We start from the raw sequence: 18,387 nt of genomic DNA on the forward strand, positions 1-18,387 counted from the left end.
ATCCGCAGTGTTTGGCCCTGCAATGGGTGACTACACTCAGCGCATGAGGCAGGGTATCCAGACAGGGTTGGTGTTGATGGGAGGCGGGGCACGCGCGGCCTACCAGGTCGGCGTGCTGCAGGCGATCGCCGACATCTACGAGCAGGCGGGCGGCCCAGGCGGCAATCCATTCCCGATCGTGGCAGGCACCTCGGCGGGCGCCATCAACGGTGCCGCGCTGGCGTGCGGGGCCGACGACTTCGTGGGCGCGGTGCGCATGCTTGCGGGCGTGTGGACCAACCTGCATGCGGAAGACATCTACCGCGCCGACTCGCTCGGCGTGATGCGGACCGGCGCCCGCTGGCTGTCGATGCTGTCGATCGGCTGGGTGATCGCCAGGTGGCGGCGTGCACGCCCGAAGTCGCTGCTCGACAACCAACCGCTGGCGGAGTTGCTGTCGCACCTGCTCGACACGCGGCGCATCGACTACATGATGCGGCAGGGGCATCTGAGAGCGCTCGCCGTCACCGCTTCGAGCTACTCGTCGGGGCATCACGTCACCTTCTATCAAAGCCGGGAAAATATCCTGCCGTGGACGCGCTCGCAGCGGCAGGCCGTGCGAGCGCGCATTGCACGAGAACATCTGCTCGCGTCGGCAGCGATCCCGTTCGTGTTCCCGGCGGTGCCGCTGAAGCTGAGCGGCGAAGTGGAGTATTTCGGCGACGGCTCGATGCGGCAGGCTGCGCCGATCTCGCCGGCGGTGCACCTCGGCGCCGAGCGCATCCTGATCGTCGGCGCCGGCCGCATGCAGGAGCCACCCGGGCGCCGGCTGGTGTCCCAGGAGTACCCCACGCTCGCGCAGATCGCCGGGCACGCGCTGTCGAATATCTTTCTCGACGCGATGGCCGTCGATGTCGAGCGGTTGCAGCGGATCAACAACACCTTGTCGCTGATGAGCCCGGAAGTGCGCGAGAAGACCAAGCTGCGGCCCATCGATCTGCTTGTCATCGCGCCGAGCCAGCGTCTCGATGACATTGCCGGCAAGCATGTCGGTGCGCTGCCCGTGCCGGTGCGGGCGATGCTGCGAGCGCTCGGGGTCACCAGCGATCCGAACGACGCCCGGGGTGCCGCCTTGGCGAGCTACTTGCTGTTCGAGCCCGACTACACGCGTGAGCTGATGGCACTCGGCCGCGACGACACGATGGCGCGGCGCGACGAAGTCTGCCGCTTCTTCGGCTGGGGGACCGAGGAGACGGCAGGTGCTGCGTTGAGCGTCGCTGCTGCCTGAAGGCCGGCTACTGCCTGAGCCGCGCGGCCGGCGCCGGTGGCCGAGTGTCCCGGGGCACCCCGGGTGTCACGACCGCCTCGGAGTAGGCCCGGCCGTTCACCGTGAGCCCGGCCTGCGACAGCCGTTCGGCAGCGGCCGGACCGACGCCCCGCACGCGGTCGATCAAGTCTTCCCAGTCGGCAAAGCGTTCCTTGCCCCGCTCCGCCAGGATGCGGGCCGACAGCTTCGGGCCGACGCCGCGCACGGCTTCGAGTTGCGCCTGGGTGGCCGTGTTGACCTCGATGGCCGCGAAGACTCCCGTGCTGAACAGCGCGAGAATCGTGAACACCAGTTTTCCGAGCATGCTTCCTCCCTGAGTGATTCGTGCAGACGCTGCCCCCGCCCGTCGAGGGCACCGGCGGCTGCCGGTCCAGTCTAGGAACATCGGCGCCGCAGGGCTTCCCTCATGCGAGGGGAGGGTCGGACCCAGTGTGCGAGGAGATGTGTCAGGGGCTCGGGGTGAGGCGCTCAGTAGTCCTCGACGCGCCGTGGCGGGTAGCTGTCCCAACTGTGGCAGCCGGGGCACTGCCAGAAGTAGTGCGAGGCCTCGAAGCCACAGGCAGCGCAGCGATAGCGTTGCAGCGGCTTCGCCGATTGCGCCAGCACTTGCTGCAGGCGCTGCGTTTCCTGCGTCGTCAGGCTCTGACCCTGCGCAGTGGTCTCGTCGAGGAGGTCGAGCGCTGCCGAGATCGACGGCTGTTTGGCGAGGTGCTGCGCGACCCATTCGCGGCGCACTGCCGGCTCGGCTTCCAGTCGTCGCAACGCAGCCAGCAGGTCGACCGACGGGGCGCGCTCATACAGCGCCCGCAGCTTCTCGACGGCGGCCCCCTGACGCGATGCAGCGGCCGCGCTGGACGCGTATTCGAGCGCCACCAGCGCGAAGGCGGCGGGGTTGGCTGTCATCAGCTCGTTCCACAGCTCGAGCGCCGCCTCGTGGCGTTCCTGTCGCGCCATGCGCTGCCCTGCGATCACCAGCGGGCGCGCCGCCTGCGGCATCGCCTCGCGGGCCTTGTGCAGCGCCTCGTCGGCGGCTGCCGTGTCGCCGCGCGCATCCGCGTCCAGTGCGATCTCGCACCAGCAGTGTGCAATGCGGTTCGCGAACGAGCCGGCGCCGGCCGCTTCCAGCTTGCGGGCGACGTCGATCGCCTTGCCCCAGTCCCGGGAGCGCTCGTACAGCGTCAACAGCGCGAGCCACGCATCGGTGCGGAAGCTGGTGCCCTCGAGCGCCTGATAGGCCGCCTCGGCACGATCGAACAGCCCGGCTTTCAGGAAGTCCTGGGCCAGCGCGAACTGGGCGCGCTCGCGCTCGGCACGCGGCAGGTCGCCGCGGCTGAGCAGATGTTCGTGGACACGCACCGCGCGTTCGTATTCGCCACGGCGCCGGAACAGGTTGCCGAGCGCGAAATGCAGATCCGAGGTGTCCGGATCGTGCTGGACCGCCTCGATGAAGGCGTCGATGGCTTTGTCCTGCTGTTCGTTGAGCAGCAGATTCAATCCCTTGAAATACGCCTTCGGCGATTCGCGCTGCGCCGAGCGCCATTGCCGCAGATCGATGCGCGAGCCGAGCCAGCCCAGCGCGAAGGCCACCGGCAGGCCCAGCAGCAACCACTGGAAATCAAAGTCCATCGCGCGGCGGATGCATCAGGGGCGGCAGTTCGTCGCTCGAACTGGCCGGTGGAGCCGGTGCAGCCGGGGTGGGAGCGGGCACCGTGGCCTGCCTGCGTGCGGCGCGCCGATGCCGCCACCAGCTGGGCACCATCGCCAGCACGCCGAAGGCGCAGCCGAGCGCAAAGGCGGCCAGCACGATGAACACCATGGGCGCCAGTGTCTGGTAGCCGAAAAACCAGTGCAGCGTTGCCTCGTGCTGGTTGTTCAGCGCGAACGCAAACAGAAGGAAGAAGATGGCGGCCCGGAAGAGCCAGATCAGACCTTGCATCGCGGCGATTCTAGCCTCGCGTCCGCGCGCCTTTGCCGGCTTCGCAGCAGGGCCTCGACAGCGGCGCAGGAAAGAAAAAAGCCGCTGCTTCAGGCAGCGGCTTTGTCGGCGGGTGCCGCGGCCTTGTCGGCCGCGTCGGGCTCAGGCGCCGTGCGGGCATCAACGGCCTCGCGCAGCGCCTTGCCGGGCTTGAAGTGCGGCACCAGCTTCTCAGGGATGATCACCTGCTCGCCGGACCGGGGGTTACGCCCCACCCGTGGCGGACGACGGTTGATCGAGAAGCTGCCGAAGCCCCGGATCTCAATGCGGTGCCCGCGCGCGAGGGCGTCGGACATCGCGTCCAGGATGGTCTTGACCGCGAACTCGGTGTCGCGGTGCGTCAACTGGCCGAAGCGCTCGGCCAGCTGGTTCACGAGATCGGAACGGGTCATTGAATCCTGGACGTCGATGCGGAGCGTCGATCAGCTCGGAACGCGGACTGAGCGATCAGCCGTTGTTCTGCTGGTCGTTCAGCTTGGCCTTGAGCAGCGCGCCGAGGCTGGTGGTGCCGGCGTTCTCGCGGTTCTCGGCCGACAGGCGCTGCAGCGCTTCTTGCTGTTCGGCGTTGTCCTTCGCCTTGATCGACAACTGCAGGCCGCGGGTCTTGCGGTCGATGTTGATGATCAGTGCGGTGACTTCATCGCCTTCCTTCAGCACGTTGCGGGCGTCCTCGACGCGCTCGCGAGAGATCTCGGAAGCACGCAGGTAGCCCACCACGTCGTCGGCCAGCAGGATCTCGGCGCCACGGGCGTCGACGGTCTTCACCGTGCCGGTCACCGTGGTGCCACGGTCGTTGACGGCGGTGAAGTTGCTGAACGGGTCGGCGTCGAGCTGCTTGATGCCCAGGGAGATGCGCTCACGCTCCACGTCGATGGCCAGCACGATGGCTTCGACTTCCTGGCCCTTCTTGTAGTTGCGCACGGCGGCTTCGCCCGGCTCGTTCCAGGACAGGTCCGACAGGTGCACCAGGCCGTCGATGCCCGCTGCCAGGCCGACGAACACGCCGAAGTCGGTGATCGACTTGACGGGGCCCTTGACGCGGTCGCCGCGCTTGAAGTTCTGCGCGAACTCGTCCCACGGGTTCGGCTTGCACTGCTTCATGCCCAGGCTGATGCGGCGCTTGTCTTCGTCGATCTCGAGGACCATGACTTCGACTTCGTCGCCCAGCGTGACGATCTTGGACGGGGCCACGTTCTTGTTGGTCCAGTCCATCTCGGAGACGTGCACCAGGCCTTCGATGCCCGGCTCGATCTCGACGAACGCACCGTAGTCGGCGATGTTCGTGACCTTGCCGAACAGGCGCGTGCCCTGCGGGTAGCGGCGCGACACGCCGACCCACGGGTCGTCGCCCATCTGCTTCAGGCCCAGCGAGACGCGGTTCTTCTCGGCGTCGAACTTCAGGACCTTGGCGGTCAGCTCCTGGCCGACCTGCACCACTTCGCTCGGGTGGCGCACGCGACGCCACGCCATGTCGGTGATGTGCAGCAGGCCGTCGATACCGCCCAGGTCGACGAACGCACCGTATTCGGTGATGTTCTTGACCACGCCGTGCACCACGGCGCCTTCGGTCAGCGTCTCGAGCAGCTTCGCGCGCTCTTCGCCCATCGACGCTTCCACCACCGCACGGCGGCTCAGCACGACGTTGTTGCGCTTGCGGTCAAGCTTGATAACCTTGAATTCGAGGGTCTTGCCTTCGTACGGGCTCATGTCCTTGATCGGACGGGTGTCGATCAGCGAGCCGGGCAGGAAGGCGCGGATGCCGTTGACCAGCACGGTGAGGCCGCCCTTGACCTTGCCCGAGACGGTGCCGGTGACGAAGTCGCCGGACTCGAGCGCGCGTTCCAGCGACAGCCACGATGCCAGACGCTTGGCCTTGTCGCGCGACAGGATGGTGTCGCCGTAGCCGTTTTCCAGCGAGTCGATCGCCACCGAGACGAAGTCGCCGACCTGGACTTCGAGTTCGCCCTGGTCGTTGCGGAATTCGTCGATGGGGATGTACGCCTCGGACTTGAGGCCGGCGTTCACGACGACGAAGTTGTAGTCCACGCGGACGACTTCGGCGGTGATCACCTCGCCGGAGCGCATTTCGGAGCGCTTCAGCGACTCTTCGAACAGGGCGGCAAAAGTGTCCGACCCTTGGGCTGCGGCGGATTGGGTGGTTTGAGACATTGACAGTTCCTGGGAACCAGCCGAGGGCTGGCTGTTGGCTGCAGCGAAAGCTGCGGGTTAGGTTGTCGAACCGGCCTTTCGACGTGCCTTGCGGCACAGGAGGGGAAAGGCCGGACCTGGAAAACGCCCCCACTTGCGCGAAGGCGGCTGGCTGCTTGGGCTCGGTGGCTACCAGGTAGCCAGGGAATCAAAACGGCCTGCGCTGCTGCCACCACTCCAGCACCCGTTGCACCGATTCATCGATGCTGAGCGCCGAGTTGTCGAGCGACACCGCGTCTTCGGCAGGTTTCAATGGCGCCGCACTGCGGGAACGGTCCCGGGCGTCGCGCGCTTCAAGGTCCTGCAAAAGGTCGTCAATATTAGACGAAAAGCCTTTAGAAATCAATTGCTTATGCCGGCGATCCGCGCGCGTGGCGGCACTGGCCGTCAGAAAGACCTTCAAGGCCGCGTCGGGGAAGATGACCGTACCCATGTCACGGCCATCGGCCACCAGACCCGGCAGGCGACGGAAGGCGAGCTGCAGGTCGCGCAACGCGGCGCGCACGCCGGGGAGGGCGGAAATCCGCGAAGCGAGTGCGCCCACTTCCTCGCGGCGCAGCTGGCGGCTGACGTTGTCGTCGCCCAGCCAGATGGCCTCGCCATCGAATCGCAGCGGCAGCTTCGCGGCCAGGGCCGACAGCGCGGCCTCGTCATCGGCCGGGACACCCGCCTGCAGTGCGGCCAGGGCCGTGGCGCGGTACAACGCGCCGGAGTCGAGCAGGTGGTAGCCCAGCCCTCGCGCCACTTCGCTCGCCAGCGTGCCTTTGCCCGAAGCGGTGGGGCCGTCGATGGTGATGACCGGCACGTCGGCCGACTCGGCGCGAACGGCCCCGAACAGCGTTTCGAAGTAGTCCGGGAAGGTTTTCGCGACGCATTTCGGGTCGAGGATGCGCACCGGCACCGCGGGTTGCGCGCCGGCCAGCCCGTTGAAGGCCGCCAGCGAAAAGCACATCGCGACCCGGTGGTCGTCGTAGGTATGGATGGCGGCCGCGCGCCATCGCGTGAGCGGCTGCACCTCGATGAAATCAGGGCCTTCGGTGACGGTCGCGCCCAGCTTGCGCAGCTCGGCCGCCATCGCCGCGATGCGATCGGTTTCCTTCACCCGCCAGCTGGCAACGTTGCGCAGCCGGGTCGGGCCGCTGGCGTACAAGGCCATCACGGCCAGCGTCATGGCCGCGTCCGGGATATGGTTGCAGTCGAGATCCAACGGGCGCAGCGGCCAGGTGCCGCGGCTGACCTCGAGCCAGTTGGGGCCTTGCTGCACGCGCGCGCCCATCGCCTGGGCGGCCTCGACGAAGCGGATGTCGCCCTGGATCGACTCGGCACCGACGCCTTCGATGCGCAGCGGCGCCGACGCATCGGCCGCCAGGGCCCCGAGCGCGATGAAGTAGGACGCCGACGAGGCGTCGCCCTCGACGTGGATATTGCCGGGCGAACGGTAGCGGCTGTTCGCGCGGATCGTGAAGCGGCTCCAGCCGTCGCTCAGGACCGCGATCCCGAAGCGGCTCAGCAGGTTCAGCGTGATCTCGATATACGGCTTCGAGATCAATTCGCCTTCCACTTCGACGACGACGTCGCCCTGGTACGACAGCAGCGGCAGCGCCAGCAGCAACGCCGTCAGGAACTGGCTCGACACGTCGCCGCGTACCCGGATCGGCGCACTGGCTCGCGGCTCGCCGCCGGCCAGCCGCAGCGGCGGGTAGCCTTCTGCGCCCAGGTAGTCGATGCGGCAACCGATGCTGCGCAGCGCAGTCACCAGGTCGCCGATGGGGCGCTCATGCATGCGCGGCACACCGCCCAGCTCGAAACTGCCGCCCTGCAGCCCGCTCAGCAGTGCGAGCGCCGCCGCAAGCGGGCGCATCGCCGTGCCGGCATTGCCGAGGAAGAGCTTGGCCTGCAGGGTGCTCAAACGGCCGCCCAGGCCTGTCACACGCAGCGCCGCGCCTTCCGGCTCCACGATGCAGCCCAGTTGCTGCAGCGCAGCGATCATCACCCGCGTGTCGTCGGAGTCGAGCAGGTCGTGGATCAGCGTGCTGCCCTCGCTCAGGCCGGCCAGCAACAGCACCCGGTTGGAAATGCTCTTCGAGCCGGGCAGGCGAACGGTGCCGGCGGCCGAGCGCAGCGGCGGGAGATCGAGAAACTCGGTGGCGTACATGCGGGTCGGTCGGCCCTAGCGGCCTGAGCCGGGTTTCGGGGTGGACATTTGCCAGGTGGCGCGGGCGTCGGCGGCGCTGCGGATCAAGTCTTCCAGCGCCTCGGCGTTGCCGCTTTTCATGACGTGCTCGAGCGCGTCGAGCGTGTGCCGGAAGCGCAAGGACTGCTTCAGCACCTCTTCCTTGTTGGCGAGCAGGATGTCGCGCCAGATCGCGGGGTCGCTGGCGGCGATGCGGGTGAAGTCGCGAAAGCCCGGGCCCGCGAGCGACAGGAAGTCGCGGCCCGCCGGCTGCTTGTGCACCGAGCTGAAATACGCGAAGGCCAGCAGATGCGGCAGGTGGCTGACGGCGGCGAAGGCCGCGTCATGGTTCTCCGGCGTCATCTTCAGCACCTGGCAGCCGATGGCCGACCACACGTCGGTGGCCTTCTGCACCAGCTTGGCATCGGTCTGCGGCAGCGGGGTCAGGATGACCTGGCGGCCGGAGTACAGCAGCGGGTCGGCGTTGTCGACGCCGGCCACTTCCTTGCCGGCGATCGGGTGGGCCGGCACGAAGGATTCGACGCGTTCCTTCAGCACCCGGCGCCCGGCGTCGACCACGTCGCGCTTGGTCGAGCCGACGTCCATCAGCAGCAGGCCCGGTTCGACCAGATGACGGATCGCCTTGAAAGTGGCTTCCGAGGCGGCCACCGGCACCGCCAGCAGCACGATGTCGGACCCCGAGACGGCCAGCAGCGCCGACTCGGCCGCGATGTCGATCACGCCGAGCCGCTTGGCCTTGTCGGTGGTGGAAGGCGACTTGCTGTAGCCGATGACCCGCTTGACCAACCCGGCGCGCTTGAGGGCCAGTGCAAACGAGCCCCCCATCAGGCCGCAGCCGATCACGCCCAGTTGATTGAACATCTGCAAGGCTCCGCGGCTCAGTGGACGTCGATCGGGTAGGTCCCGAGCAGCTTGAAATAGGCACAGACTCCGCGCAGCTCCTTCAGTGCGGCGGCGACCTTCGGCTCGTCGGGGTGGCCCTGCAGATCGATGTAGAAGTAGTACTCCCACTGACCCGAGCGCGCCGGGCGCGACTCGAAGCGGCTCATCGAGACGCCGTGCTGCTTCAGCGGCACCAGCATGTCGTGCACGGCGCCCGGGCGGTTGACGACCGACACCACCAGGCTGGTGCAGTCGTGCCCCGAAGCCTGAGGTTGCGGATGGCGCTCGGGGTGCGTGACGATGGCGAAGCGCGTGCGGTTGTGCGGGTCGTCCTGGATGGCCGGGGCAATCACGTGCAGGCCGTATTCGCTGGCCGCGCGCTCACTGGCGATACCGGCGAGCTTCGGGTTCTCGCTCGCCAGCCGCGCGCCTTCGGCATTGCTCGATACCGGCCGGCGCTCGACGTTGGGCAGGTGGTTGCTCAGCCACATGTGACACTGCGCCAGCGCCTGCGGGTGTGCGCAGACCGCCTCGATGTCGTCCAGCGTGTTCTCGCGGCGCAGCAGGTTGTGGCGCACGAACAGGCTGGTCTCGCCGATGATGAACAGCGGTGTCGTCAGGAACAGGTCGAGCGAGCGGGCGACGACGCCCTCGGTCGAGTTCTCGACCGGCACCACGCCGAAGTCCGCGGCGCCCGCGCTGGTCGTGCGGAACACCTCGTCGATGCTCGCGCACGGCACCTTGACGATCGAAGAACCGAAGAAGCCCAGTGCGGCGAGCTCGCTGAAGGTGCCGGCCGGGCCCAGGTAGGCGACGCGAGTCGGCGTCTCGAGCGCGCGGCAGGCTGACATGATCTCGCGCCAGATCGGCGCGACGTTCTCGTTTTTCAGCGGGCCCAGGTTGACCGATTTCAGGCCGTCGATCACCTGCGCTTCACGCTCGGGGCGGAACACCACCGAGCCTTCCTTCTTCTTCAGCTCGCCGACGGCCTGCGCGAGTGCCGCTCGGTGGTTCAGCAGCGACAGCAGGTCACGGTCGACCGAGTCGATCCGAGCGCGCAGCGTCTGCAGATCGGGGTGGGTGGGGTGTTCGTCAGCCATGGCGAGCTGCAAATTCTCGCATGTAGCCCACCAGTGCCTGCACCCCGGCGAGCGGCATCGCGTTGTAGATGCTGGCACGCATGCCGCCGACGCTCTTGTGCCCCTTCAGTTGCAGCAGGCCGCGGTCGCGCGCGCCGGCGAGGAAACTGTCGTTCAATGCGTCGTCGGGCAGGAAGAACGGCACGTTCATGCGTGAGCGGCAGCGCTTGTCGACCTTGTTGACGTAGTAGCCGGACGTGTCGATGTAGTCGTACAGCAGGCCGGCCTTCTCGATGCTGCGCGCTTCCATGCCCGCCACGCCACCCTGGCGCTTGAGCCATTGGAACACCAGTCCCGCCATGTAGATGGCGTAAGTCGGCGGCGTGTTGTACATCGAATGGTTCTCGGCGACGGTTTTGTAGTCGAAGGCCGACGGGCAGACGCCCAGCGCATGACCGACCAGGTCCTCGCGCACGAACACCAGCGTCAAGCCTGCAGGGCCGATGTTCTTCTGCGCGCCGGCGAAGGCGAGCCCGACGCGCGACCAATCGATCGGTCGCGAAGCGATGTGCGAGGAGCAATCAATCACCAGCGGTGCGTCGCTGCCGAGCGCTTTGAGGTCCGGCAGTTCCTGGAACTCGACCCCGTGGATGGTCTCGTTGGTACACACGTGCACATAGGCCGCGTTGCCGTTCAATTGCCAGCGGTCCGGCATGCCGGTGTGACCGTCTGCCTCGTTGCTGGCCGCCAGGTGTGCGTTGCAATAGCGGCGCGCCTCCTTGAACGACTTGGCGGACCAGCTGCCGGTGACGACGAAGTCGACATTCCCGCCGCGCGAGAGATTCAGCGGCACGATGGCGTTCTCGGCGAGCCCACCGCCTTGCATGAACAGCACGTGAAAATGCGACGGCACCGCCAGCAGCTCGCGCAGGTCGGTTTCCGCCTGGTCGCGGATCGACATGAATTCGCGGCCGCGGTGGCTCATCTCCATCACGCTCATGCCGCTGCCGTGCCAGTCGAGCATCTCGGCGGCGGCTTGTTCCAGCACCTCCTGCGGCAGGGCCGCCGGGCCGGCGGAGAAGTTGTAGGGACGGGTCATCGGGCGGTTACTTCTTGGGCAGCGAAACGGGGGCGGAGCCTGCCGGGGCGGCAGGAAGCGGCGGCAGGCCCAGACGCTTGCGGATGGTCTGCTGCAACTGCTTCAGCTTCGGCTCGACCGAGGAGCGGGTGTCGTCCACCAAGGCCTGCGCCAGCGTGCTTTCGAGTTCGGGCACCACCTGCTGGTACTTCTTGCTGACCGGCGATTCCAGCCAGGCGATCACCTGCTTCAACTCGTCCTCGGTGAACTTCTCTTCCAGCACCGGCCCGAGCTTGACCGGTGCAAGCGCCACCGCGCGTTTCTGCACGGTCGGCACAACGTCGTCAGCGTACTTCTTCAGGTCGCCTTCGATGGTTTTCGCGACTTCCTGGCGCTTGTCGGCCGGCACCTGCGTCTGCAGCACCTGGGCGGCGTCCTGCATCAGCGCGATGGCGGGGCGCTGCGCCACGGTGCGCGCGATCGATTCGATGCCCGGCTGCTGCAGTTGCAGCAGCTTCTGCACCAGCTCCTTCTTCGACTGGGCCGTGGCGGACAGCGAGACGGACAGCGCGGCCAGGGCCAGCAGTGGTGCAGCGAGGAGACGGAGGCTAGGCATGAGGGCTTTCGGTCATTGCGGCAGCCGAAGCCGCCGAAAAGGGCTGTGCCGATGGACGCAGCCCCCGGGTTGGGATGGCGCGGCGAGCCGCGCGCTCACTCTTCGGCCGGCGTGTCGCTGGCGGCTTCGCCACCCTCGTCGGCCTCGACCGCGGCGGCGTCGTTCTCGACGATGCGCTGCAGGCCGCTCAGCTTGGAGCCGCCGTCCAGCGAAATCAAGGTCACGCCCTGCGTCGCGCGGCCGAGTTCGCGGATCTCCGAGACCCGGGTGCGCACCAGCACGCCCTTGTCGGTGATCAGCATGATCTCGTCCTCGGGACGCACCAGCGTGGCCGCAACCACCTTGCCGTTGCGCTCCGACTGCTGGATCGCGATCATGCCCTTGGTCCCACGGCCGTGGCGGGTGTACTCAATGATGCTGGTGCGCTTGCCGTAGCCGTTCTCGGTGGCGGTCAGCACGCTTTGCGTTTCGTCCTCGGCCACCAGCATGGCGATCACGCTCTGGCCGTCCTCGAGCGTCATGCCCTTCACGCCGCGAGCGTTGCGACCCATCGGACGCACGTCGTTCTCGTCGAAACGCACCGCCTTGCCGCCGTCAGAGAACAGCATCACGTCGTGCTTGCCGTCGGTCAGCGCGGCACCGATCAGGTAGTCACCCGCGTCGAGGTCGACTGCGATGATGCCGGCCTTGCGAGGGTTGCTGAACTCGTCCAGTGCGGTCTTCTTCACCGTGCCCTGCGCGGTGCACATGAACACGTAGTGGTCCTCGGGGAAGCTGCGGAATTCGCCGGTCAGCGGCAGCACGACGTTGATTTTCTCGCCTTGCTGCAGCGGGAACATGTTGACGATCGGCTTGCCGCGCGAGTTGCGCGAGCCCTGCGGCACTTCCCAGACCTTCAGCCAGTACACGCGGCCGCGGTTGCTGAAGCACAGGATGTAGTCGTGCGTGTTGGCGATGAAGAGTTCGTCGATCCAGTCGTCTTCCTTCGTCGCGGTCGCCTGCTTGCCGCGCCCGCCGCGGCGCTGTGCGCGATATTCGGTCAGCGGCTGGCTCTTGATGTAGCCGGTGTGGCTCAGCGTGACGACCATGTCGGTCGGTGCGATCAGGTCTTCGGTGTCGAGTTCCTGTGCGTTGTGCTCGATCACGCTGCGGCGTGCGCCGACCTTGGTCTGGCCGAACTCCTGCTTCACTGCGGTCAGCTCTTCGCTGATGATGAAGGTCACGCGCTCGGGCTTGGCCAGGATGTCGAGCAGGTCGGCGATCTGCGCCATCACGTCCTTGTACTCGCCGATGATCTTGTCCTGCTCCAGACCGGTCAGGCGCTGCAGGCGCATCTGCAGGATCTCGCTGGCCTGATCGTCCGACAGGCGGTACAGCCCGTCGGATTGCAGGCCGTAGTTCGCCGGCAGTCCTTCAGGTCGGTAAGCCGCCCGGCCGCCCGGCGTGTCGCCCTCGGCGCGCGCGAGCATTTCTCGCACCAGCGACGAATCCCACGACTTGTTCATCAGCTCCTGCTTCGCTACCGGCGGGGTCGGCGAATTCTTGATGATCTGAATGAACTCATCGATATTGGCCAGCGCCACAGCCAGGCCTTCCAGCACGTGGCCGCGCTCGCGCGCACGGCGCAGCTCGTACACCGTGCGGCGGGTGACGACCTCGCGCCGGTGCTCGAGAAAGATCTCCAGCAGGTCCTTCAGGTTGCACAGCTTGGGCTGGCCGTCGATCAGCGCGACCATGTTGATGCCGAAGGTGTCCTGCAGCTGCGTCTGCTTGTACAGATTGTTGAGCACCACCTCGGGCACTTCGCCGCGCTTAAGCTCGATCACCACCCGCATGCCCGACTTGTCGGACTCGTCCTGGATGTGGCTGATGCCCTCGATCTTCTTCTCGTTGACGAGCTCGGCGATCCGCTCCAGCAGGTTCTTCTTGTTCACCTGGTAGGGAATCTCGTCGACGATGATGGCCTGGCGCTGGCCGCGATCGATGTCCTCGAAGTGACATTTCGCGCGCATCACGACGCGGCCGCGTCCGGTGCGGTAGCCGTCGCGCACGCCCGACAGGCCATAGATGATGCCGGCGGTCGGGAAGTCGGGCGCCGGGATGATCTCCATCAGCTCCTCGATCGAGGCTTGGCCGTTCTTCAGCAGGTGCAGGCACGCATCGACCACCTCGTTGAGGTTGTGCGGCGGAATGTTGGTGGCCATGCCCACCGCGATGCCGGCCGAGCCGTTGACCAGCAGGTTCGGCAGCCGCGTCGGCAGCACCAGCGGCTCTTTTTCGGAGCCGTCGTAGTTGGGGCCGAAATCGACGGTTTCCTTGTCGATGTCGGCGAGCATCTCGTGTGCGATCTTCGCCAGACGGATCTCGGTGTAGCGCATCGCTGCGGCGTTGTCGCCGTCGACCGAACCGAAGTTGCCCTGGCCATCGACCAGCATGTGTCGCAGCGAGAAGTCCTGCGCCATGCGAACGATCGTGTCGTAGACCGCCGAGTCGCCGTGCGGGTGGTATTTACCGATCACGTCACCGACGATACGGGCCGACTTCTTGTAGGGCCGGTTCCAGTCGTTGTTCAGCTCATGCATCGCGAACAGCACGCGCCGGTGCACCGGCTTCAGCCCGTCGCGGGCATCGGGAAGGGCGCGGCCCACGATCACGCTCATCGCGTAATCGAGATACGAACGCCGCATCTCTTCTTCTAGGCTGATGGGAAGGGTTTCTTTGGCGAACTGAGTCATGCGGTCCCTGGAAACGGCGGCGCAGGCAAGTGACGGGCGCGCTGAGCGCGCGGGAGTCGGCGCAGCGCGCCGAGAAAACGAGATTCTAAAGGGCGGTGGTTGTCGCAGCAGCGCAACATGCGTCGAGCCGGTGCGCCCCCCTATAGACAAAAACTTGTCCATGTGACGCGCTATGGCAGAATCGTTCGGTCGGTAGCGGAACGCGCGCGTAACCGCGTGTTTCCTTGTTCCGTCCTTTTTTTTTGGACGTCTTACGCAGTCGTTCTGCGGCTTTTCTTGAGAGGAGAAACATGAACAAACTCAACAAGGTGGCGATGCTGTTTGCCTCGGCCGCGTTGGCTTCTGGCGCGATGGCTCAGTCCGTCGACAACTGGCGCAACGTCGATGGCAACGTGTGGAAGAACGGCACCAACGAGCTGTGCTGGCGCGATGCCACCTGGACGCCGGCTTCGGCTGACCAGCGCTGCGACGGCGCGCTGAAGCCCGCGGCTGCTCCGGCCCCGGCTGCCCCGGCGCCTGCTCCGGCCCCGGCTGCTGCGCCGACCCCGGCTCCCGTGCCTGCTCCGGCACCCGCTCCTGCTGCTCCGACCAGCGAGAAGGTGACCTTCGCCGCCGACGCGTTCTTCGACTTCGACAAGGCCGTGCTCAAGCCCGAAGGCCGCGCGAAGCTCGACGATCTCGCCAGCAAGATGGACGGCATCAACCTTGAAGTCGTGATCGCCGTGGGCCACACCGACGCCGTCGGCGCCGATGCCTACAACCAGAAGCTGTCGGTGCGCCGCTCGGAAGCCGTCAAGGCCTATCTGGTCAGCAAGGGCATCGAGAAGAACCGCGTCTACACCGAAGGCAAGGGCGAGAAGCAGCCTGTTGCCGATAACTCGACCCGCGAAGGTCGCGCGAAGAACCGTCGCGTCGAGATCGAAGTGGTGGGCACCCGCACCCGCCGCTGAAGCCTCTCCCGACTCAAGAAGAACCCCGCCTCGGCGGGGTTTTTTTTGACCACTTCCTACGGCCTTTGGCCGCCTCCTCGAGGGGCAACACCAGCGGACCGGCAAAACCGGATCCGCGGTGTTCGCTGGGCCGGCACAAGCCGTGCGCGAGCGCTGCTATTTAGTCGAATGAACTGAAGCGCTCGACAAGGAGGGGGGCTCGACAGGTCTCTCGGCAGATCGGCGAGCGGTCCTCGCGCGTGTGACGGGCTGCCGCGAGAGGGGGTTGCGTGCACAATGCAAGCCCATGACAGAAACCCTCAACGCCGATCCGCAGGAGTTGGCGAAATTCAGCCAGCTGGCCCACCGGTGGTGGGATCCCGAGAGCGAGTTCAAGCCGCTGCATCAGATCAACCCGCTGCGGCTGGAGTGGATCGACCGTCACGCACGCTTGCAGGGCAAGCGCGTGGTCGACATCGGTTGCGGCGGCGGCATCCTGGCCGACTCGATGGCGCGCAAGGGTGCCCAGGTGCTCGGCATCGACCTGGCGGGCAAGGCGCTGAAGGTGGCGCAGCTGCATGCCATGGAGGCCCAGACGCCTGGCGTCGAATACCGCGAGGTTGCTGTCGAGGCGCTGAGCACCGAACAGCCCGCGGGCTTCGATGTCGTGACCTGCATGGAGATGCTCGAGCACGTGCCCGATCCGTCGTCGGTCGTGCGTGCGGCAGCCACCCTCGCGAAGCCGGGTGGCTGGATCTTCTTCTCGACGCTGAACCGCAACCCGAAGTCCTTCCTGTTCGCGATTGTCGGCGCCGAGTACCTGCTGCAACTGCTGCCCAAAGGCACGCATGAGTACGCCAAGTTCATCCGCCCCAGCGAGCTGGCGCGCTGGTGTCGCGAGGCGCAGCTTGACCTGGTCGAGACCCGCGGCATGGAATACAACCCGCTGACACAGCGCTACTGGCTGTCCGGCGACACGAGCGTGAACTATCTGCTGGCCTGCCGCAAACCATGAGTGCGATCCTGAAGACTGCTGCTCCATGGGTGGTGCGCGCCGTGCTGTTCGACCTCGACGGCACCTTGGCCGACACCGCGCCGGATCTCGCCGGCGCCGTCAATTGCATGCGGCTGCGCCGGGGGTTGCCCGTGCTGCCGGTGGAACAGTTGCGCCCCGTCGCATCGGCGGGTGCGCGCGGCATGCTGGCCGTCGGGCTCGGCGTATCGGCGGCCGACCCGCAGTACGAACGCCTGCGTGAGGAGTTTCTCTCCGAGTACGAGGCGGCGCTGGACGCCGAGTCACGCCTGTTCGACGGCGCACCGGAACTGCTCGACGCACTCGCGGCGGCCGGCGTGCCGTGGGGGGTCGTGACCAACAAGGCGATGCGGTTCACGCGCCCGGTGCTCGATGCGCTCGGCGTGGCGTCGCGTGCCGCGGTAGTGATTGCCGGCGACACCACGCCGCATGCCAAACCACATCCCGAGCCGCTGTTCGAGGCGTGCCGGCAGTTGAACCTGGAACCGCAGCAAGCGGTCTATGTCGGCGACGACTTGCGTGATGTGCAGGCGGCCCGCGCGGCCGGCATGCCGGTGGTGGCTGCGGCCTATGGTTATCTCGGCGAGACACCCGACCTGGCCTCCTGGGGCGCCGACGCGGTGATCGATACGCTGCCGCAGCTGCTCGACCTGCTTCGGCTTGATCCTGGGGCGGCAAACCCCTCTTGAAAAGCGGTCAGGCTCGCCGAACTACAATCCCGTTCTCTGGGGCCGACCTGGTTTCGACGTGGGTGCGGAATCAGAGCGGTGCATGCCGAGCACCAGTACGCTCGTAAATCCACTGGATCAAAGTAACTGCGAACGACGAACGTTTCGCCCTCGCCGCTTAACACCGGTGAGCCTCTCAACGGTTGGCCGATAGGCCGGGCCCGCAAGGGCTGAGAGGTCATACATATCGGCTGGTGGTGCGCCGGGTCACTCGGTGCATCACGAGATCAAGTGACTGGCGTCGTTGGTAGCGTGCTCCTGCGCGACCGCGGCGTGAGACTCAAATCAGTGAGCTAAGCATGTAGATCTGCCTGAGGATGGCTTGCGGACGCGGGTTCAATTCCCGCCGGCTCCACCATCACACCGTAAGCCCTGGGGCTCCCGCTCCAGGGCTTTTTCTTTTGGTTGCGCCCTTCGGGGGCACCCTATGTATTTCCATCTTGCCGGACGCCGGACGCAGGCGTATAAGTCCAGCGTGACTGGCCCCGGTTTCACACCGCGTGATGAAAGGAGGGTGCCGTGAGCAGACGCATCTACTGGCTCGTGCCGGATCTGGCGAGCGCCAGGCAGGTCACCAACGACCTGCTGCTCGCACGTGTGACCGAACGGCAGATTCACTTCGTCGGTCGCGAGGGCATGGATCTGTCCGGACTCCATGTCGCCAACGTCCTGCAAACCTCCGACGTCGTCCGCGCCGCCCAGGTGGGGCTGCTGATCGGCGGTATCACCGGCGCCGCTGCCGGGGTGGCGGCGGCGGTCTGGTTTCCCATCGTCGGCGAGACCCCGCAGTGGGGTATCGCGGCCGTGCTGGCGGTGCTGGGCGGCGGCTTCGGCGCCTGGGCGTCCAGCATGATCGGCATCTCCACCCCCAGCGGGCGGCTGAGGCGTTTCGAGGGCGCCATCGAGCAGGGACAGATCCTGATGATGGTCGACGTTCCCCAGGCTCGCGCGAAGGAGATCGAGGCGCTGCTCAAGGCCTCGCATCCCGAGGCTCGTTTCGAGGGCGAGGAGCCCAACATCCCGGCGTTCCCCTGAAGCGACGCCCGGCGGTCATCAACGTGGCGGCCAGGCCGCCCGACTTGGGGAGTAGGCCATGGAACTGCACGCACATTCCCACTCGCATCATTGGGTCCGGCGCACGCCGGACTGGCGCGCTGCGGCGGTCGCGGGTTTTGCGGCCGGCGCGATCCTGATGGTGCTCGAACTGTTCTGGTCGGCCTGGGGCACGGGGGGCAGCCCCTGGGAAATCTCGCACATGATCGCGGCGATCGTGGCCGGGCCCGGCAGCCTCGGTTCCCCAGGCTTCGATCTGGGTGTCGTGGCGTTGGCTTTGGTCACGCACTATGTGCTTGGTATCGCGTTCGGGCTGGTGCTCGCAGCGGTGATGGCGCCGTTCCGCCTCGACTCGAGTGCCGGCATGGCGCTGACCATTGGCGGTGCGTTCGGCGTGCTGCTGTACCTGGTGAACTTCTTCGTGCTGGCAGCCTGGTTCCCCTGGTTCGCCGAGATCCGTGGTGCCGCGACCTTGATCGCGCATCTGATCTTCGGCATGAGCGCCGCCTTCCTGTACTGGAAGCTGGAGAGGGACGACACGGCTCTCTGACGTCACACACGGGGCTCCGCG

At 66.6% G+C, this 18,387-nt stretch carries 17 protein-coding genes and 1 other RNA gene; 7 read left to right on the forward strand and 11 right to left on the reverse strand.

The annotated features are described in order from the left end of the window. Positions 1–22 precede the first annotated feature (22 nt). Positions 23–1,267, forward strand: coding sequence for a patatin-like phospholipase family protein (locus M8A51_RS00685; RefSeq protein ID WP_251776166.1), 1,245 nt, complete (start codon positions 23–25; stop codon positions 1,265–1,267). Positions 1,268–1,274: 7 nt separating this feature from the next. Here the strand turns inward: M8A51_RS00685 and M8A51_RS00690 are convergent, their stop codons facing one another. From M8A51_RS00690 to gyrA, 11 genes are all read right to left on the reverse strand, one after another. Next, positions 1,275–1,610 (reverse strand): ComEA family DNA-binding protein, encoded by a 336-nt coding sequence (locus M8A51_RS00690; protein WP_251776167.1) that lies wholly within the window; start codon positions 1,608–1,610, stop codon positions 1,275–1,277. A 164-nt stretch (positions 1,611–1,774) separates the two neighbouring features. Further along, on the reverse strand, positions 1,775–2,932 hold the full coding sequence (gene lapB / locus M8A51_RS00695) for a lipopolysaccharide assembly protein LapB (RefSeq protein ID WP_251776168.1): 1,158 nt from the start codon (positions 2,930–2,932) through the stop codon (positions 1,775–1,777). Continuing rightward, positions 2,922–3,242 carry a LapA family protein gene (locus tag M8A51_RS00700; RefSeq protein ID WP_251776169.1) on the reverse strand — a complete coding sequence of 107 codons (321 nt, stop codon included), beginning with the start codon at positions 3,240–3,242 and terminating at the stop codon, positions 2,922–2,924. The genes lapB and M8A51_RS00700 overlap by 11 nt, the downstream gene beginning before the upstream one ends. Positions 3,243–3,331: 89 nt before the next feature. Continuing rightward, positions 3,332–3,673 (reverse strand): integration host factor subunit beta, encoded by a 342-nt coding sequence (locus tag M8A51_RS00705; RefSeq protein WP_251776170.1) that lies wholly within the window; start codon positions 3,671–3,673, stop codon positions 3,332–3,334. A gap of 55 nt (positions 3,674–3,728) precedes the next feature. Next, positions 3,729–5,450, reverse strand: coding sequence for a 30S ribosomal protein S1 (gene rpsA, locus M8A51_RS00710; RefSeq protein ID WP_251776171.1), 1,722 nt, complete (start codon positions 5,448–5,450; stop codon positions 3,729–3,731). Between the two features lie 187 nt (positions 5,451–5,637). Continuing rightward, entirely contained in the window at positions 5,638–7,644 is a 2,007-nt protein-coding gene (locus M8A51_RS00715) for a bifunctional 3-phosphoshikimate 1-carboxyvinyltransferase/cytidylate kinase (RefSeq protein WP_251776172.1), read from the reverse strand. 15 nt (positions 7,645–7,659) lie between these two features. Next, complete coding sequence (locus M8A51_RS00720; protein ID WP_251776173.1) at positions 7,660–8,544, reverse strand: prephenate dehydrogenase; 885 nt, start codon at positions 8,542–8,544, stop codon at positions 7,660–7,662. A gap of 17 nt (positions 8,545–8,561) precedes the next feature. After that, positions 8,562–9,665 (reverse strand): prephenate dehydratase, encoded by a 1,104-nt coding sequence (gene pheA / locus M8A51_RS00725; RefSeq protein ID WP_251776174.1) that lies wholly within the window; start codon positions 9,663–9,665, stop codon positions 8,562–8,564. Continuing rightward, positions 9,658–10,743: a 3-phosphoserine/phosphohydroxythreonine transaminase gene (serC, locus tag M8A51_RS00730; protein WP_251776175.1), complete on the reverse strand. Its 1,086-nt coding sequence runs from the start codon at positions 10,741–10,743 to the stop codon at positions 9,658–9,660. Before serC ends, pheA begins: the two co-directional genes overlap by 8 nt. A gap of 7 nt (positions 10,744–10,750) precedes the next feature. After that, a complete protein-coding gene (locus M8A51_RS00735) occupies positions 10,751–11,338 on the reverse strand; it encodes a DUF2059 domain-containing protein (protein WP_251776176.1) in 588 nt (195 codons plus the stop codon). A 95-nt stretch (positions 11,339–11,433) separates the two neighbouring features. Next, positions 11,434–14,073: a DNA gyrase subunit A gene (gyrA, locus tag M8A51_RS00740; protein WP_251776177.1), complete on the reverse strand. Its 2,640-nt coding sequence runs from the start codon at positions 14,071–14,073 to the stop codon at positions 11,434–11,436. Positions 14,074–14,363: 290 nt separating this feature from the next. Between gyrA and ompA the strand changes: the two genes are divergently transcribed. The 6 genes from ompA to M8A51_RS00770 all read left to right on the forward strand — a co-directional run bounded on the left by ompA (position 14,364) and on the right by M8A51_RS00770 (position 18,366). After that, the gene (gene ompA, locus M8A51_RS00745; protein WP_280925953.1) at positions 14,364–15,023 is read left to right on the forward strand and encodes an outer membrane protein OmpA; all 660 of its coding nucleotides are present in this window, start codon (positions 14,364–14,366) and stop codon (positions 15,021–15,023) included. Positions 15,024–15,309: 286 nt separating this feature from the next. Continuing rightward, positions 15,310–16,017, forward strand: coding sequence for a bifunctional 2-polyprenyl-6-hydroxyphenol methylase/3-demethylubiquinol 3-O-methyltransferase UbiG (gene ubiG, locus M8A51_RS00750; protein WP_251776178.1), 708 nt, complete (start codon positions 15,310–15,312; stop codon positions 16,015–16,017). Further along, positions 16,014–16,724, forward strand: coding sequence for a phosphoglycolate phosphatase (gene gph, locus M8A51_RS00755; protein ID WP_251776179.1), 711 nt, complete (start codon positions 16,014–16,016; stop codon positions 16,722–16,724). The genes ubiG and gph overlap by 4 nt, the downstream gene beginning before the upstream one ends. Before the next feature lie 38 nt (positions 16,725–16,762). Beyond that, positions 16,763–17,121, forward strand: a transfer-messenger RNA (tmRNA) gene (gene ssrA, locus M8A51_RS00760). A 161-nt stretch (positions 17,122–17,282) separates the two neighbouring features. Further along, entirely contained in the window at positions 17,283–17,798 is a 516-nt protein-coding gene (locus M8A51_RS00765; protein WP_251776180.1) for a DUF1269 domain-containing protein, read from the forward strand. Positions 17,799–17,856: 58 nt separating this feature from the next. Continuing rightward, positions 17,857–18,366 carry a hypothetical protein gene (locus tag M8A51_RS00770; RefSeq protein ID WP_251776181.1) on the forward strand — a complete coding sequence of 170 codons (510 nt, stop codon included), beginning with the start codon at positions 17,857–17,859 and terminating at the stop codon, positions 18,364–18,366. Positions 18,367–18,387: the final 21 nt, after the last annotated feature.

Origin of the sequence: Caldimonas mangrovi, from assembly GCF_023721835.1 — a bacterium.
GTDB lineage: Bacteria > Pseudomonadota > Gammaproteobacteria > Burkholderiales > Burkholderiaceae_C > Caldimonas > Caldimonas mangrovi.

What these genes read in the sequence shown, in the direction of transcription:
- M8A51_RS00685 (WP_251776166.1), top strand. Translation starts at nt 23, where the DNA reads ATGGGTGACTACACTCAGCGCATGAGGCAGGGTATCCAGACAGGGTTG.
- M8A51_RS00690 (WP_251776167.1), bottom strand. Translation starts at nt 1,610, where the DNA reads ATGCTCGGAAAACTGGTGTTCACGATTCTCGCGCTGTTCAGCACGGGA.
- lapB (WP_251776168.1), bottom strand. Translation starts at nt 2,932, where the DNA reads ATGGACTTTGATTTCCAGTGGTTGCTGCTGGGCCTGCCGGTGGCCTTC.
- M8A51_RS00700 (WP_251776169.1), bottom strand. Translation starts at nt 3,242, where the DNA reads ATGCAAGGTCTGATCTGGCTCTTCCGGGCCGCCATCTTCTTCCTTCTG.
- M8A51_RS00705 (WP_251776170.1), bottom strand. Translation starts at nt 3,673, where the DNA reads ATGACCCGTTCCGATCTCGTGAACCAGCTGGCCGAGCGCTTCGGCCAG.
- rpsA (WP_251776171.1), bottom strand. Translation starts at nt 5,450, where the DNA reads ATGTCTCAAACCACCCAATCCGCCGCAGCCCAAGGGTCGGACACTTTT.
- M8A51_RS00715 (WP_251776172.1), bottom strand. Translation starts at nt 7,644, where the DNA reads ATGTACGCCACCGAGTTTCTCGATCTCCCGCCGCTGCGCTCGGCCGCC.
- M8A51_RS00720 (WP_251776173.1), bottom strand. Translation starts at nt 8,544, where the DNA reads ATGTTCAATCAACTGGGCGTGATCGGCTGCGGCCTGATGGGGGGCTCG.
- pheA (WP_251776174.1), bottom strand. Translation starts at nt 9,665, where the DNA reads ATGGCTGACGAACACCCCACCCACCCCGATCTGCAGACGCTGCGCGCT.
- serC (WP_251776175.1), bottom strand. Translation starts at nt 10,743, where the DNA reads ATGACCCGTCCCTACAACTTCTCCGCCGGCCCGGCGGCCCTGCCGCAG.
- M8A51_RS00735 (WP_251776176.1), bottom strand. Translation starts at nt 11,338, where the DNA reads ATGCCTAGCCTCCGTCTCCTCGCTGCACCACTGCTGGCCCTGGCCGCG.
- gyrA (WP_251776177.1), bottom strand. Translation starts at nt 14,073, where the DNA reads ATGACTCAGTTCGCCAAAGAAACCCTTCCCATCAGCCTAGAAGAAGAG.
- ompA (WP_280925953.1), top strand. Translation starts at nt 14,364, where the DNA reads ATGAACAAACTCAACAAGGTGGCGATGCTGTTTGCCTCGGCCGCGTTG.
- ubiG (WP_251776178.1), top strand. Translation starts at nt 15,310, where the DNA reads ATGACAGAAACCCTCAACGCCGATCCGCAGGAGTTGGCGAAATTCAGC.
- gph (WP_251776179.1), top strand. Translation starts at nt 16,014, where the DNA reads ATGAGTGCGATCCTGAAGACTGCTGCTCCATGGGTGGTGCGCGCCGTG.
- M8A51_RS00770 (WP_251776181.1), top strand. Translation starts at nt 17,857, where the DNA reads ATGGAACTGCACGCACATTCCCACTCGCATCATTGGGTCCGGCGCACG.